Below are 15,155 nucleotides of genomic sequence, written 5' to 3' on the forward strand. Positions count from 1 at the left end.
GCTCTTGCTCTCTTTGCAATCAAATCCTGTACGTTCATTGTGTTCTCCTCCTCACATCATCGTGTGCAGCAGATTCAGGCGATCCATCAGAGCATCCACGCTCCGGCCTTCTTCTGCTTTATTGGTTACTGCATTGCTTACTGTGTAGTGTTTCTTCACCTTGTTTGTGAAGGCAGCCGCCATCTGACGACTGGAATAAAGGAATCCTGTACGTGTCAGGTCCTTATCCTTTTTCTCAGGCTTCCCCGTATCCTCTTCAGGTTCCTTCTTTTCGGATTCCTCTGGATCAGTTTTCTCCTCATCCGGATCACCCTCGTCCGGCACTTTCTTTTCCGGCTCATCCTCATGGTAGAGATCCGGACGCTCCATCACACGGTCTGCAAAATGAAGCTCGACCGCTTTATTGGCGTCCATCCAGGTCTCATCATCCATGAGCTTTGAGAGCTTGTTCTTGGAAAGACCGGTCTTCTTCACGTAGGCATTCAGGATGGAATCCTTCACGGAATCCAGCATGGAAATTGCCTGCGTCAGATCATCCTTGTCGCCCATCGCCATCGTGGACGGGTTATGGATCATCAGCATCGAAACGGGACTGACGAGTACCTCGTCACCTGCCATTGCAATGACCGATGCTGCCGATGCGGCAAGACCGTCGATCTTCACTGTGACCTTCTCTCCGTAGGAAAGAAGCATGTTGTAAATCTGTGCTGCCGCCCAGACGTCTCCACCCGGGGAATTGATCCAGACCGTGATCGGACCCTTGCCGGAATCCAGATCGGATTTAAAAAGAGCCGGGGTGACGTCATCGTCAAACCAGCTCTCAGAAGCGATTGTTCCATTTAAAAACAGCGTTCGTTCCGCAAGGTCCGGATCACTTCCATCCGGCGCCTTGTTTCGCACCCACTTCCAAAACTTATTCATCTGTTCCTCCTTCCCCTTCGATGGGGTTTTGTATTTTCTGTATCTTCCTCGGACTCCTGTTCTGGATCATCCGGTTCAGGCGGATCTGTACCGCCGCTTGAACTGTTCTCCTGATAGGCGGCCCCTGCGCTGCGGAGGGGAGTCATTGACCCGTTCACAAGGAACAGGTTGCCGCCCTCCTCATCCGGTACGAGGTCCATGTTCTCAAGCCTGCGCACATCGTTTACGCACATAAAACCGTTGCTGATACCAGTCGCATATCCCTGCATACGGGAAGCGTAGTTTCCACGAAGCAGGCCGTCCACATTGAATCTGGCGTAATAGACCATCTTCTCTTCCCTTGTCAGAAGCGACCGGGAAATGGAAGACTCGATTCTTGTGAGCCACGGCTGCAGACTGTAGGTCACGAACTCAAGACTCTGCTCTTCGATGTTGCTGAAGGTCGCATGCTCCAAGTCTCCGATCATGTGCGGAGGTACACGGAAGATACGAGCGATCTCATCGATCTGAAACTTTCTCGTATCGAGAAACTGCGCTTCCTGCGGATTGATGGAGATGGGCGAATACTTCATGCCCTCTTCCAATACCGCAACCTTCCCGGCGTTCTGGCTGCCGCCGAAGGCTGCCTGCCAACTGTCCCGCACCTTTTCCGGATCCTTCAGGATTCCCGGATGCTCCAAGACACCGGATGGCGCGGCTCCGTTCTCAAAGAACTTACTGCCGTATTCCTCGCAGGCCATCGAAAGACCGATGCTGTTCTTCGCCATCGCAATCGGGCTGTATCCGACAAGACCATCGAATCCGAGTCCAGGTACCTGCATCACCTCGTGGGGAGACAGCTTCACGATTGTCTCTTTCATGGTTGGTGCATCCGAGCCCTTGGACCAGAGATACTGATAATAGATGTGTCCGGCCTCATCCCGGTCAACGGTCATACGATTTGGCATCAGGGGATACAGTGCGGTGACTTCTCCCTTGCCGTTTCGAATGATCTGGACGTAGGCATTTCCCCACAGGAGCAGATGCGTCATCAGCGTCTCCCAGAAGGAGTAGGCTGTCATCTCCTCGTTCGGTTCACTGTGAAGAAGGAAGTACAGCGGATGGTCCGTTGCCTTCACCTTGCTGCCATCTTCCTCTTTGTAGAGGTGAAGTGGCAGGCTTGCCACAGCTTCTGCCAGCACCCGGACACAGGCATACACCGCAGTGACCTGCATCGAGCTTCGCTCCGTCACCGTCTTCCCGGCTGTGGTGTGTCCGTAATAAGCGCGATACACACTGCCCGAGGTCGAGTCCTGCGGGTCTGCTCTTGCCTTCCTTCTGTGAAATAAATCTCGAAATCCCATGTGCAATACTCCTTCTCTCCCCACGGAAAAGGGCACCCACCGCTTTGGTGAATGCCCTGTCTGTTTCTGTTCGCTTCGTTTATTTTACGATGCCGGTGCGGTCTACCTTACCCTTCCAGATCTCTTCGAAGGTTGCTCCCTTGAGGCTTGTCTGGAACTGAAGTTCGAGGCTTTCCTGTGCTTCAAATCTGTTCTTTCCCTGCATGGTGGTGTAGGTCTTGCCGTCTTTTCTGAATCTGTATCTCATCATGTTCTTGTCCTCCGTTGGTTGCTTTCCTTTTGCATGTACATATATCACTCTGAACCGGATAGATATCCAGTTCTTTCGATCCATAAAGTACACAAATATCAGGAGGATAAAGGAAGCACATTTTAGAACACGACGAGTCCCCTACTGTCGTAAACACTCTCCACATGTTCCTGCCGGATACACCGATCCAGCGCCATGATGGAAGCGACGATACCGTCGATCTTCTCGGGTGACTTTGCCTTGGTCGGCTTGATATTATCTGCCGCATCACGATCGACTACCACGTTCAGTGCCATCCAGCGGAGCACTGGATTGCCGCCGTGTATGATTTTTCCTTCCATCATGAGTTTGTAGTACTCCTTCGTCGGAGCGCTCATATCTTTAAAACCCTGACCGAATGGCACCATCGTCATACCGTCATCCTGCAGGTTGATGATGAGCTGGGTCGCATTCCAGCGGTCCACCGCGATCTCCTTGATGTTGTAGATCTGGTAGAGATCGAGGATGAACTTCTCGATGAAGTTGTAGTCGATGACGTTACCCTCGGTCGCCTTCATGTATCCCTGCTTTACCCAGACGTCATAAGGAACCGATGCTCTCCGGACGCGGATTGGAATGGTATCTTCCGGCACCCAGAAGAACGGCAGACAGATGTATTTCTCATCCTCTGTGCGAGGCGGGAACATCAGTACCAGTGCCGTGATATCTCCGGTGCTCGAAAGGTCGAGACCGCCGTAGCACTCCCGGCCACGGAGGCTTTCCAGATCGACCGGCTGATTGCCCTGATCAAAGACCTGCTCCGGAATGAAGGCTGTCGTACTGGATACCCACATGTTTAAGCGGAGCTGTTTGAACACCGCCTCTTCGGCAGGATTCTCCAGCGCCTCATGGTAGTGCTCGCGGACACGGTCGATGTCGATCGTTTGTCCGAGGCTCGGATTCGCCTTGTACCAGTTCTTCTCATCGTGCCAGTCTTCTCCTTCTTCCAGTCCATAGACGACCGGATAAAATGTATGATCTATGCGCTGTCCGGAGAGGATATCCTTCGCTTTCTGGTGCAGCTCGTAACAGATCGAGTTCTTGTCAGTTCCGGCAGTCGTGATGAGGAAGAACAGCGGCTGTTCTCTCGCATCACCAGAGCCTTGGGTCAGTACGTCGTACAGTTTCCGGGTCGGCTGTGCATGAACCTCATCAAAGACCAGACCGGAAACATTCAGGCCATGCTTGGTGCCTACCTCAGCGGACAGTACCTGATAGAAGCCGGCGTTGCTGTAGTTCACAATTCGTTTCGTTGCCGCCATGATCTTTGATCGTTTCAGAAGCGCCGGTGTCATGGAAACCATCTGATGAGCAACGTCAAAAACAATACTGGCCTGCTGCCGGTCTGCAGCTGCACCATAGACTTCCGCAGACGGTTCATTGTCCGCGTACAAGAGATACAGCGCCACGGCTGCTGCAAGCTCCGACTTTCCGTTCTTCTTGCCGATCTCGATGTAGGCGGTCCGGAACTGCCGCTTGCCATCCGGCTTTACAATCCCGAAGAGATCCCGGATGATCTGCTCCTGCCACGGAAGCAGCCAGAAGCGTTTCCCGGCCCACTTGCCTTTGGTGTGGCGGAGCATCTCGATAAACTTCACCGCCCGGTCTGCCTTCGCTGCATCGTAATGTGAGGTCGGCAGCATGAAGCGGATCGGCTGATAATCTGCAAGCACAGGCATATCCGCTGGCCGTGTATCTTCTGCCATTACGGATCACCTCCCAGAAGCTCCTCCATCTCATCACCCGGCTTGCTCTCACCGGCATCAGCGATCAATCTCGACCTCGATGCCGGAGTCAGACCGAACTCGGTCGCGAACTTTCCCATCTGCTTCATGTAGGTTTGAGCAATCGACACCTGCGGAACCTGCTGCCAGTATCCGGAAGGCGTCCGCACAAGAGAGCCGTGCTCGGTAATGAACTCCTCGGCTTCTTTCCACCTCGCGTAGGACTGGCAGTAAGCGGCGAAGGCAGCCATGTCGACTTCGGTGAGCACGCCGAGTGCCTCCATCTTTTTCGCAAGCCGATGCCACTCCTTCCTCGCATCTTTGCTTAGCCACTTCGGGCAGGCAGGTGCTTTCCGTTCTGGCTTCGGCTCGTTCTCATTCAGTTTTCTTTTTCCCGGATTTCCTTCCAGCTCCTTGATTGCTGTAGGAGTCGGCTTTCTTCCTCTGGTCGCCATAGGGAACACCTCCTTTCCGCGCATCAAAAAAGGACCGCCGAAGCGATCCAGCCCATGTGGTTTATGTGGACGAGAGAAGAGCCTTTCGGCTCCCTCCCGGATTTTTCTATCCTTGTTTTTCAGTTCAGTTGAACTCGTGCAGGATGGCTGCAAGGGCAAGCTGTGCGTTTTCCGTTTCCGGCTCGATGTCCCATCCTCTGTCGTATCTTGCGACCGGGAAGTCGCCAAGCCTGATCTCAAGCTTGCTAACCTTTCCGCCCTCGATGCCGTAGTCCTCACTCGGCTCTCCGTATACCTTCGCGCAGTAGGTGAATTTCTGGTTTCCGATCTTGATGCTTCCCTTTTTCCACATGGTCTTTTTCCTCCGTTTTCTTTGTGTGCCTTTTCCTTTGGCATGTACATATATCACTCTGTCGCGGAACTATAGCAAGGAGAACCGTGGAATATATGTCACAAAGATCTGCCGTACACCATTGTGTATTTCTACGAGGAAGAGGCCCATCGCTGGGGCTCCCTTCCCGGAAGTCTTTAGTTCAGGATCATCTTGAAGGCATGTCCCTTTTCGTAACCCTTGCCCCAGAGGTCCTTCCGAAGATTGACCTCGACCATCTCTCCGATGGTGCAGCCAGCCTGCTTGAAAAGCCATAAGGTTTCGACCGCGTCCGTTGCCCGGCAGGAGTAGGTGAATGCCTCGATGCCGTTCTCTCTCATGCAGGCGGTGAGGTCTTCGACATCCCGGTCCCAAATGATGTCGTCAAAGTTCAGGACCGCGTTCTCGGTCTCTCTGGAATGCTCGTAAGCTCTCCAAATCGTCCATGCGATGTCGCCCTTCGCTGCCATCTTGTCCTTGGCGGCTCCGTAGACTTTCTCTGCTGCTTCCTTGCCCTCGTCGGTAATAGCCTCTGCGTAGGCTTTCTTTGCGGCTTCCATTGCCTCGTAGGTCTCTTCGAAAATGTTCATCATGGTTTTGTCCTCCTTGCTATGTGCTTGTTTCCTTTGGCATGTACATATATCACTCTGAAGCCCTTTTATAGCAAGGAAATGTAGATCATAAACTGCACAAGATTTTTGTGCGAAACCTGTGTATCTTAGACCTCGCCCTTCATGATGAAGTTTGCGTATTCCTTCCTGTGATCCATGAGGAAGATCACCAGCTCATAGTAGCCGAGGCGGTTGGCTATAGCCTGCACCGCAGGCACGTCGAACATGTTCGTCTCGCCCGTGTCTCGGAGCTTTAAGATCTGGTCCCGGACGGTCTGCGTGAACTCCCCGACCAGCAACCTGCAGCGATCAGCTCCGTAAGCGACGTTCAGGGAAGACCCGCTGTCCCAGCGGACCATGATCGATCCGGCATCGTCCACCCCGGTAACCGTTCCCTTGGTTCCGACAGGCGGGGATTGCGGGTCGTCCATCTGGATCAGCTCCACCCTTGCTCCTGCCGGGTAATGCTCCCGCAGCTCTTTCAATTCTTTGTCATTCGGAAATCTCATCATCTTGTCTCCTTTCCGAAGGGATACCCTTCTACCACCTTAAGCCCGCGACTCTCGCGGGTAAGGTAGCGGAAGGCTGTCTCTTCGGTTTATGCGCATCTTCCGTTCCGGAAGGAAGTGTCGCCTGCAAGGTTCCTTGTGAGAATCTCCCTAGCTGTTTCGAACTCATCCCCGATGAAGCCCATCCGGAGGAGCCAGGTGCGCATCGCGTATTTCGGATTCTCGTGCTGGGGCTCTTTCGGGCTTGCTGTCTTCTGGATCTTCGCTGCTGCGGAAAGGGCAAGGCAAAGCTGAATGTAACTCTTGAGCTCTCCCGCATGGAGGCCACCGCGTCTGCCGTTCCCGGCGTCTGCGAACTGGAAGAGGCGGAACTCGATCGTGCCCTTGGTGAAGGTCGCGTGAAGGTTCAGCATGTGATAACGGCTGCTGTTGTAATGCTCCCTCCGTCCGTAGCTTGCATGGTTCTCTTCGTACCAGATGTCTGCGAGGGCCTGCATCGTTTCCGGCTTCTTCTTGTTGAGGCGGTTCAGGAAGCCCTTGTCCACCGTCTGGCAGTAGCGGTCAATCCGGCTCCGGTCCAGCCGAAGGGCGCTGATCAGGAGGCTCTCGTGGCTTGCCATTAGGTTTGCCAGTGTCCGGAGGGTCCTCGCGTTGTGCCCGTTTGCTCCGATGTGAATGTGAACTCCGCACATGTGGCTCGGGTCGCTCTTGGCTCCGTTGTGGCGAAGCTGCCGGAGCAATTCCTGCAGGCTCTCGATATCCTCGTAGGTGAGGATCGGGGTGACCATCTCGCAGGATTCTTCATCCCTTGCTGCCCGGATGCTGGCGTCTCTCTGGAATTTCCATTCCCGGCCCTGCTGGTCCCAAGCGCTCCATGCCCGGTATCCGTTCCGTCTTGAGGTATCCTCATGTCTTCCGGTTCCGAAGAAGGTGGCGGCAACCTCGGCTGCCCTGCTTCTTGCGATCCCGTACATCTCAACCTCAACTCCGATCGTCTGCTGCTTCATGGTTTCGATTCTCTTCTCTGTATCCTTCATGATTTTGCCTCCTTGCTGGCTTATGTGTTTTCCTTCTTGCATGTGTATTAATCACTCTGAAGGGCACTTATATCCAGTCAATTCGGAGGTGTATATCTCACAAATTTCCGGAGAAGAAATCGTGTATTTATTCCGGTTTGCTGCCGTTTCGGAAAGCGGAGCTGCCGGTAAGATTCTGAAGCAGGATCTTCCGCGCTGGCTTGTACTCCGGCCCGATGAATCCCATCCGGAGAAGCCAGGTGCGGAAGGCGTACTTCTCGTTATCTGTCTCTACCGGTCTGCTGCTTGCATGCTTCAGTTCTTTGGAGAGTTTGCAGAGCTGGCTGATGAAAAGCATGTAGGCGTGTGCTTCATCCGGCGTCAACTCCCGATCGAACCATGGGAATTCGATCTTGTCTTCCGTCACCCGAATCCTTGTATCAGTAATCCCGAGCGCCTTCTTGATCAGGCTGTCCTTGGCGCTGATCAGGTTGGTGAGCGTCCCGACGTTCGCGGCTGAAAGCGGCAGGCTGACCGTAAGCCCGGTTGTCTCTTCCTCGGGCTCCTGTGCCGGCTCTGTGGCTTCCTGCGCGGGTTCCTGCCCGGCTTCCGGGAAGAATCCCTTCTGGCCAAGCGCTGCCATCACCTTGTTCAGCTTCTCTTCGTCTTCGCAGCTCACCCCGCCGTCCTTGTCGACCGTGATGTTCCCGATCTCATAGGCGCAGGTCGGTACGAACTTATACTCGGCCTTCTCCCCAGTGATCTCTGCAATGGCGTTCACCAGCTCTTTCCTATCTTTTCCTGTCCTGTTGTAGTTTGCTCTCATATCTATGTGCCTCCTTTGTTTTGGTAGTACATACATCACTCTGAGGCGCTGAAATAGCAACCGAATTCGACAGGAAATTTTAACAAAAATCAGTCATCTTTATCGACGCGGATGTATACGTCCTCAAGGCGGTTCACAACGATCGGAGCATCCTCTCCCATGTAGGGAAGTGCCCGGAGAGTGTTGTAGTTGACCCACTCGGCAGCATCCTCATAGGACCAGCCCTCGATATCCATCAGCCACTCGACCATGAGCTCGTAGTCGTAGACTGCCCGACCATCATCCGTCACTCCGATTAGGGCACTGTCGTAACTGTAGTTTGTAAGATACTTCACACCATCGTAGCCATTCTCAAGCAGTCTCTCTTCAGCATTCATGCGTTCTCCTCCTGCGGCATGTCAGCAGCCGCCTCTTCAAACGTGAGCTTCTGCCCGTCACGCATTACATACACATCTGCCGTTTTACCGCCTTCGTGCTCGATGTATCTCTTGACGATCACATCGACGAATTTCGGATCAAGTTCAATGCCTCTGCAGATCCGGTCGGTCTCGCAGCAGGCAATCAGCGTACTGCCGGAGCCAAGGAACGGATCCAGCACGATGCCGTTTGTCGCGGAGCTGTTCCTAATCGGATAGCTCAGGAGGACGACCGGCTTCATCGTCGGATGGTCCTTGGAGGATCGCGGTTTGTCGTACTCCCAGACTGTGGTTTGCTTGCGGTCGGAATACCACTTATGGGTCCCTTTCTGCTTCCAGCCATAAAGGCACGGCTCATGAATCCACTGGTACGGACTTCGCCCGAGCACCAGACTGTTCTTCTTCCAGATGCAGCAGCCAGAGAGATAGAAGCCAGCATCCTTGAATGCCTTACGGAAGTTCAGTCCTTCCGTATCTGCATGCCACACGTAGATCGATCCATCATCAGCCAGATTGGCGTACATCGCCTGATAGGCTGCCAGCAGGAATTTGTAGAAGTCCTCGTCAGCCATGTTGTCATTCATGATCTTGCCTGCGGTCTCTTCAACATCGACGTTGTACGGAGGATCGGTCAGGACGAGATTTGCTTTCTGGCCATCCATCAGAGCGACGTAGTTTTCCTCCTTGGTGGAATCACCGCAGAAGACTTTGTGCTTCCCAAGAAACCACATGTCGCCGGTCTTACTCATGGTCGGCTTCTTCAGCTCTTCGTCAACATCAAAGCTGTCCTCCTCCACTTCCTTGTCACAGACCTTGTTGAAAAGCTGCTCCATCTCCGGAGGCTCGAAACCGGTGAGCGCGGTGTTGAAATCAGATGCCTCCAGATCTTTCAGGAGATCGGCGAGCATGTTCTCGTCCCACTCACCCGTGATCTTGTTGAGCGCGATGTTCAGCGCCTTCTCACGGGTCTTATCTATATTGACGACGGCGCAGGGAACTTCGGTATAGCCGAGATCTTTGGCCACGGTCAGCCGTTGATGTCCTCCGATGATCGTCATGTCGGAGTTCACCACCAGCGGATCTGCAAATCCGAATTCCTGAATGGAGTTCTTGATCTTCTCATATTCCTTATCGCCCGGCTTCAGCTTCTTTCTCGGGTTGTAAGCTGCCGGCTTCAGTTCCTTCACCGGTATGTTCTTCAGGATTGGTGTTTCCATTTTCTTTCTCCTTCATTCGTTTTCTGTGCCGCCAGCTGTTGTAGGCCCAGCGGCACCGGTCCGAGCAGAACACCCGTGGCCTGCCCATTGGATTCCTTCCCATCGGCTTCCCACACCACGGACAGAACTGCTTCGCGCAGGACGTAAGGAAATCCGAGATGTCAGGTGTTTCAAAGTCGTCATCCATCACGCCATCCCTCACGTACTCGAAAGTCAGAACGTACTCGAAAGTCTGCCGGGCGCTAAGTGGAAAATCCGTGGCGGAAATCCAGGTCGCTGCCGCGCAATTCCGCGCACGAAAAAACCGCAGAGAAGGCGCTTGTTTCCACGTCTTTCTGCGGTTTCAATATGTAAATTTTGATCTGCCCGGACGGGCCTCAACCCCCGGGGTACCAAAATCGCGCCCGCGCACACGGAAGGGGCCGGCGGTCTTCTGTCCCTCTGGCTTTAGAGATCATGGCCTCCCCCCCCGCCTCGCAACGAATCAGTAGTGATACGTTGGTGTCTCATCCTGATTTCTCGTCTTCTTGTCGTGACACTTCTTGCAAAGCGCCTGCCAGTTGCTTCGATCCCAGAAGAGCTTCGCATCACCACGGTGCGGAACGATGTGATCGACGACGGTTGCTGGGGTTGCAATACCTTTCTTCAGGCACTCCTGACAGAGTGGATGAAGCTGCAGGAACTTCTTGCTCTCCCGTCTCCACCTCGCATTGTATCCTCTTGCTGCCGCCGACCGGTTCTCTTCCGGGTGCAGGCTCTTGTGTTCCTCGCAGTACTTCTGCCCGGGTGGCACGAGGTTTGGACACCCCGGATGCCTGCAGGGGACCATTGGTTTGTATGGCATGTCCATCACCTTCGCTTCCCATAACAAAAGCCCCGGAGGTTTTTCCCTTCGAGGCTTCCTTCATCCTATCTTGCTGATTCTACTATATCATAAGTGCCACCCGGACTTCCCAGGACAAAACCGGCACATTTCAAAATTTATGAAAAAAATTTTAGTCGCTGGTCTCTTCTGCCGTCTCTGGCACCACCACATGCGTGAGAGCCCGTTCATGCCACCGGCGAATGGTCCTGTCACTGACGCCAAGTTCCTCACTGATTTCTGTCCAGCTCATGTTCTTGAGGTACCGATATGTGAGAACGAGACGCTCGTCCACATCGTCAACCTTGGAAAGTACCATGAGGATCTCCTGCTTTAAGAGAATCAGCTGACTCAGTTCAGCAGAGATCTTCTGCTCCATTTCCCAGATCTTCTCTAGGGTCTTCACGAAGGGAGCGTCGGTCGGATGATTCGGATTGTAGTGTTCCTCAAAGCCGGGGCTTCCCACACTTGCTGCCAGAGTTCTTAAGTTGTCGAGTTCTGACTGATCCAGTTGAACTCTCTGGTCCAGCCGGTACGCCTGCGAGAGATACTGCTGCGCTGTCATCATGCTGCCACCTTCTCTCTCAGTCTCCGGATCAAATAATCCGGATCAACACTGGTCAGGACTCCGTACCAGCCGGAATGGAAGAACTTCTCAAGCCGCATAGCCTCATCCATCGCCATCTTATTATCCGGATTCTTTTTAAGTCTTCGAAGTGCAGTCAGATAGTCCCGTGCGGCCTGAGCCACGATGGCATTCGCCAGATTCTCATACGGATCAGAACCATAATTTTTGTTCATATGCAGCCTCCTTGAATGCTTGGTTTTCTGCTCCTCGGATTGGCATATGTTGTCGTTGATTTTCTCTGTTTGACTCTGATTGTCTTACTTGAGACGTGCCCGCACAGCGCGGATCAGGTTCTCCTGTGTGGAGTTCTTATCTTCCAGTGCACGTAGGACATCTTCATCAATCGTGTCCTTCGTCACGATGTTGTGAATCGTCACAACATCGGTCTGTCCCTGACGATTCAGCCGTGCATCTGTCTGCTGCCGCATCTCAAGGCTCCAACAAAGGGAAAACCAGATCAGGATGTGGCCGCCATGCTGGAGGTTGAGTCCGTGTCCTGCAGATGCAGGAGAAATCAGGGCGACCGGGATCCTGCCCGCATTCCAGTCGGCTACATCCTCAGAGGACTTCAGGTCCCGGACTGTGATTCCCTGCTCTTTCAGATATTCAATAATCCGGCTCCGGTCGTGCTGGTACCAGTAGGCAATCAGAACGTTCTGCCCGACTGCTTCCTCGATCAGGTCAGACAGCATTTTCAGTTTCCGGTCATGAATCCGAATCACCTCATGGTTCTCGTTGTAGACAGCGCCATTTGCCATCTCGAGAAGTCTTCCAGAAAGAACTGCCGCATTGGCCGCATCGATCTCCTCGCCCTCAATCCTCAGGACCAGATTTTGCTTCATCTTCTCGTACTGCTTTTTCTCCTCCGGACTCATCTCTACCGTGTGATTGACAGTCAGACACTGCGGAAGATCCGGAAGGAAGTCCTTCGCCTTCATGGATACCGAGATATCACTGATCTTCTGGTAGATCGCCTTTTCCGCGCCGGGCAGTGGCACATAGTTATAAACAACTCCTGTGTAAGGGTTCATGCTGCCTGCCTTGAAGTATGCCTCGCGATATCTGCCGATAAACCGTCCAAGGCGTCTGCCCATATCAAGGAGCCTGTATTCCGACCAGAGATCCATCAATCCGTTAGAAGCGGGTGTTCCTGTCAGGCCGACGATTCTCTTCACGCAGGGACGCACACTCATCAGTGCCTTGAACCGCTGGGACTTGTAATTCTTGAAAGAGGACAGCTCATCAACAACAACCATGTCATAATCAAACGAAAGGCCAGATGAGTTGATAAGCCACGAAACATTCTCCCGGTTGATGATCGTGATGTCAGCCCTTTTCAGGATCGCCATTCTCCGTTCCCTCACTGCCCCGACTGCAACCGCGAAAGTCAGATCCTGCAGATGATCCCATTTCCGAATTTCGGCTGGCCAGGTATCACGTGCCACACGCAGCGGGGCTATTACCAGTACATGTCGAACGGTAAAGCTGTCAAACATAAGATCCGATATTGCCGACAGCGTGATCACTGTTTTGCCCTCAACCCAAGCCCATATCAAGCAGGAGTGCAGCAACTGGATTCTCTTTGATGTAGGAAATCGCGTATTTCTGATAATCATGCGGTATGAACTTCATTCGGCATCACCTCCTTCCTCGGCCTTTTCAAGTTCCTCAATCCTTTCAAGCTCTGAGATGAACCATCTCAGATTGTTATGGTATCTGGCATGATCCGCCTGCGAGGGAAACACTTCAAGATTCTCGGGCGAATTATTGTACTTGTTTCCATCGCGGTGATGGACCACTTCGCCTTTCTTCAATGGTCGTCCCAACTTCTGTTCTGCAACTACCCGGTGTGCCGCAGCACCATAAATTTTCGAGTATCCATCGCACTTGCCTTTCCCAAGACGCGCCTGCCGCAATTTTCCTTTTGTTGCAGGATTCATTCTTGTGGGATTCATTTCTTTGTTCAGTGCTGTCATATGTGCACTTATCCGGGAGAAATCTTTGTGATCGGCATATCCGTCCGGATTCATTTTCTTATTGTAGAAATGATTGCAGCATTCCCGGCAGCAGAAGTGATGCGTTTTCCCCTTGAGGTATGATGCATTCCTCTCGAATGTTTTCCCGCACCAATCACATATCACCTGAACCTTCATGGTGCCTCCCTTCTGTTACTCACTCGAAGTTTCCAGACACAATAGTTCTGATAACTGTGCATCTGCTCCCGCATCAACATCGGCATACCTCCTTATAGGCCAGCACACTGATCGCTCCGACCGTATTGGAGATTGCTCCGCGGTCCAGATCCTTTGCCGTGATCAAGCCATTCAGCTTTTCCACCTCCATGCGAATCTGCTCCATGGTACCTTTGTACCGTTTGTGGTCCTCGCTGATCAGCTCATTCAGTTCATGGATGCATTCTTCGTCGTCGGCATGCTCAAGGTCGAGTTCATTCATCCACTCGACGACGGCCTCCTTCATTTCCTGCCCCATGTGTGTCTCGATAAGATCCAGAAGATCTTCTCCGGAGAGGACTGTTGCGAGTGTTCCGTCCTTCAAACTAATGAGGTTTCCCATCACTTATCTCCTTCCTGCATGGTTGCCGCAAGGATGCCAGAAATCTCTGCCGGATCGTCCAGTACGAACACCGGAAAGCCCAGATGGCGAAGACGGACGTGTCTTCGAATCTGCAGCTTTCTCGGTTTCTGGCCCGGTGCCTTCACCTCCACAAAGGCGATGCGACCACCGGGCATCAGGACGATCCGATCCGGCATGCCATTGGTGCCCGGAGAGATAAACTTCGGGCACCAGCCACCTGCTGTCTTTACTGCTGCAACAAGACGCTGCTCGACTTCCTTCTCATTCATCCGCGTCCTCCGATTCGTCCGCATTCATGGCTTCTGCCATGCGGTAGATGGCGTAGTCTGCATCCGCCAGATTCTTATAAGTGCCAAGCGGCATCCGGACCTGTTCCTTCCCGGCTCCCCGGACCGCATACACGCATGCCCTGCCGCACTTCATCCTGCTGGAGATCACGCCATCAAACTGATCCAGATTTACGATGGTTCCCATCTGTGTATAAACAAACATTGCTCTTCCCTCCTTCCATCACTGCTTTTCGCCAAACAGGTGCTCTGACATCTCATGCGCCATCTGCACCACTTTCCGGTCGACGTCGTTTCTCGTGTCGCCCTTCAGATCACCGTAGAATACGTCGATGTACTCGTTATCAAGGTCCGGATGCTCACGGAACATGCGATCCTCCGTATCGGAACAAACCTGATCCACTTTGTACATCGCACGCATAACCTTCTCGTAGTCCTGAATCGGCATCACCTCTGACAAAATGGTGATCACCTCGCTGTATGCTGTCTTGAAAAGCCGCATCGCAGCTCCCGCTCTCATATACTTTTCAACCGTTCTATCTTTACGACTCAGCATCGTTTTAATCTCCTCTCTGGACAAATGGATGGACGACAGGCACAAAATCCCCTTACGCGCGTATACGCGTATGCGCCCACATGCGCCCGTCCTTTTATTACTAAAATTTTTATTATTTTGTGCTATATAGAAAAGAAACAGGGTTGTGCCAGTTCATCCCGGAAAAGCCCTTAAATAAAGGCTTTCCTGCTGGACAGCCAGATTGGGACAGGGTGGAGCTCTGCTTGTCCCGTCTGCTTCGTCCAAGGGCTGTTTGTCCCATGAGATGTCACTCATCGTCCGTCTTTCGCACATACACCCGCTGGCGGCCATACGCATGATCGGATCTCCTCTCTCCAGTCTTCTCCCAGTTCTCTATGCGCTCCATGATGGCAGCGATGGCATAACTGTCTTTGGGCTCAATGTCGGCCTGCTTTTTCCCAAAGCACTCGCACCAGATTTCAATGTTGCTCACGACCTTGCGCTGAACCTTTCCCTGAGCCCGAAGCGGATCATCGCCATAGAGGAAGTAATTCCTTCTCTCGTCGACG

Annotated in this window: 20 protein-coding genes and 2 pseudogenes; all 22 read right to left on the reverse strand. The window is 52.9% G+C overall.

The features are described from left to right. Positions 1–51 precede the first annotated feature (51 nt). Positions 52–921, reverse strand: a complete 870-nt coding sequence (locus ACTQ52_RS11725) for a head maturation protease, ClpP-related (RefSeq protein WP_441982701.1) — start codon at positions 919–921, stop codon at positions 52–54. After that, entirely contained in the window at positions 918–2,264 is a 1,347-nt protein-coding gene (locus tag ACTQ52_RS11730; protein WP_441982702.1) for a phage portal protein, read from the reverse strand. Before ACTQ52_RS11730 ends, ACTQ52_RS11725 begins: the two co-directional genes overlap by 4 nt. 79 nt (positions 2,265–2,343) lie before the next feature. Then, entirely contained in the window at positions 2,344–2,514 is a 171-nt protein-coding gene (locus tag ACTQ52_RS11735) for a hypothetical protein (protein ID WP_441982703.1), read from the reverse strand. 122 nt (positions 2,515–2,636) lie between these two features. Then, positions 2,637–4,232, reverse strand: coding sequence for a terminase large subunit (locus ACTQ52_RS11740; RefSeq protein WP_441982720.1), 1,596 nt, complete (start codon positions 4,230–4,232; stop codon positions 2,637–2,639). Positions 4,233–4,258: 26 nt separating this feature from the next. Then, positions 4,259–4,732 carry a phage terminase small subunit P27 family gene (locus tag ACTQ52_RS11745; RefSeq protein WP_441982704.1) on the reverse strand — a complete coding sequence of 158 codons (474 nt, stop codon included), beginning with the start codon at positions 4,730–4,732 and terminating at the stop codon, positions 4,259–4,261. A 124-nt stretch (positions 4,733–4,856) separates the two neighbouring features. Continuing rightward, positions 4,857–5,084, reverse strand: coding sequence for a DUF7678 domain-containing protein (locus tag ACTQ52_RS11750; protein ID WP_441982705.1), 228 nt, complete (start codon positions 5,082–5,084; stop codon positions 4,857–4,859). A gap of 176 nt (positions 5,085–5,260) precedes the next feature. Next, positions 5,261–5,695 (reverse strand): DUF7698 family protein, encoded by a 435-nt coding sequence (locus ACTQ52_RS11755; RefSeq protein ID WP_441982706.1) that lies wholly within the window; start codon positions 5,693–5,695, stop codon positions 5,261–5,263. A 125-nt stretch (positions 5,696–5,820) separates the two neighbouring features. Further along, positions 5,821–6,225 (reverse strand): DUF4314 domain-containing protein, encoded by a 405-nt coding sequence (locus tag ACTQ52_RS11760; protein ID WP_441982707.1) that lies wholly within the window; start codon positions 6,223–6,225, stop codon positions 5,821–5,823. A gap of 86 nt (positions 6,226–6,311) precedes the next feature. Continuing rightward, complete coding sequence (locus tag ACTQ52_RS11765) at positions 6,312–7,259, reverse strand: amidoligase family protein (protein ID WP_441982708.1); 948 nt, start codon at positions 7,257–7,259, stop codon at positions 6,312–6,314. Between the two features lie 127 nt (positions 7,260–7,386). Further along, complete coding sequence (locus ACTQ52_RS11770; RefSeq protein ID WP_441982709.1) at positions 7,387–8,064, reverse strand: virulence protein; 678 nt, start codon at positions 8,062–8,064, stop codon at positions 7,387–7,389. An 89-nt stretch (positions 8,065–8,153) separates the two neighbouring features. Continuing rightward, on the reverse strand, positions 8,154–8,441 hold the full coding sequence (locus ACTQ52_RS11775; RefSeq protein ID WP_441982710.1) for a hypothetical protein: 288 nt from the start codon (positions 8,439–8,441) through the stop codon (positions 8,154–8,156). Next, positions 8,438–9,697: a site-specific DNA-methyltransferase gene (locus ACTQ52_RS11780; RefSeq protein ID WP_441982711.1), complete on the reverse strand. Its 1,260-nt coding sequence runs from the start codon at positions 9,695–9,697 to the stop codon at positions 8,438–8,440. The genes ACTQ52_RS11775 and ACTQ52_RS11780 overlap by 4 nt, the downstream gene beginning before the upstream one ends. Positions 9,698–10,181: 484 nt before the next feature. Then, positions 10,182–10,541: an HNH endonuclease gene (locus tag ACTQ52_RS11785; protein WP_441982712.1), complete on the reverse strand. Its 360-nt coding sequence runs from the start codon at positions 10,539–10,541 to the stop codon at positions 10,182–10,184. Positions 10,542–10,692: 151 nt separating this feature from the next. Further along, on the reverse strand, positions 10,693–11,127 hold the full coding sequence (locus tag ACTQ52_RS11790) for a sigma factor-like helix-turn-helix DNA-binding protein (RefSeq protein ID WP_441982713.1): 435 nt from the start codon (positions 11,125–11,127) through the stop codon (positions 10,693–10,695). Then, on the reverse strand, positions 11,124–11,360 hold the full coding sequence (locus ACTQ52_RS11795) for a hypothetical protein (protein ID WP_441982714.1): 237 nt from the start codon (positions 11,358–11,360) through the stop codon (positions 11,124–11,126). Before ACTQ52_RS11795 ends, ACTQ52_RS11790 begins: the two co-directional genes overlap by 4 nt. 84 nt (positions 11,361–11,444) lie before the next feature. After that, positions 11,445–12,819, reverse strand: a pseudogene (locus ACTQ52_RS11800) (SNF2-related protein). Then, on the reverse strand, positions 12,816–13,340 hold the full coding sequence (locus ACTQ52_RS11805) for an HNH endonuclease (protein ID WP_441982715.1): 525 nt from the start codon (positions 13,338–13,340) through the stop codon (positions 12,816–12,818). The pseudogene ACTQ52_RS11800 and the gene ACTQ52_RS11805 overlap by 4 nt, the downstream one beginning before the upstream one ends. A 73-nt stretch (positions 13,341–13,413) precedes the next feature. Continuing rightward, positions 13,414–13,761, reverse strand: a complete 348-nt coding sequence (locus ACTQ52_RS11810; protein ID WP_441982716.1) for a hypothetical protein — start codon at positions 13,759–13,761, stop codon at positions 13,414–13,416. Continuing rightward, a complete protein-coding gene (locus tag ACTQ52_RS11815) occupies positions 13,761–14,051 on the reverse strand; it encodes a VRR-NUC domain-containing protein (RefSeq protein WP_441982717.1) in 291 nt (96 codons plus the stop codon). Before ACTQ52_RS11815 ends, ACTQ52_RS11810 begins: the two co-directional genes overlap by 1 nt. Continuing rightward, complete coding sequence (locus ACTQ52_RS11820) at positions 14,044–14,274, reverse strand: hypothetical protein (protein WP_441982718.1); 231 nt, start codon at positions 14,272–14,274, stop codon at positions 14,044–14,046. The genes ACTQ52_RS11815 and ACTQ52_RS11820 overlap by 8 nt, the downstream gene beginning before the upstream one ends. Before the next feature lie 18 nt (positions 14,275–14,292). After that, positions 14,293–14,625 carry a hypothetical protein gene (locus tag ACTQ52_RS11825; protein WP_441982719.1) on the reverse strand — a complete coding sequence of 111 codons (333 nt, stop codon included), beginning with the start codon at positions 14,623–14,625 and terminating at the stop codon, positions 14,293–14,295. Between the two features lie 268 nt (positions 14,626–14,893). Beyond that, positions 14,894–15,155, reverse strand: a pseudogene (locus ACTQ52_RS11830) (hypothetical protein); the annotation flags it as partial.

The organism is Oribacterium sp. Sow4_G1_1, assembly GCF_052116105.1.
In the GTDB taxonomy this organism is placed as follows: Bacteria; Bacillota; Clostridia; order Lachnospirales; family Lachnospiraceae; genus Oribacterium.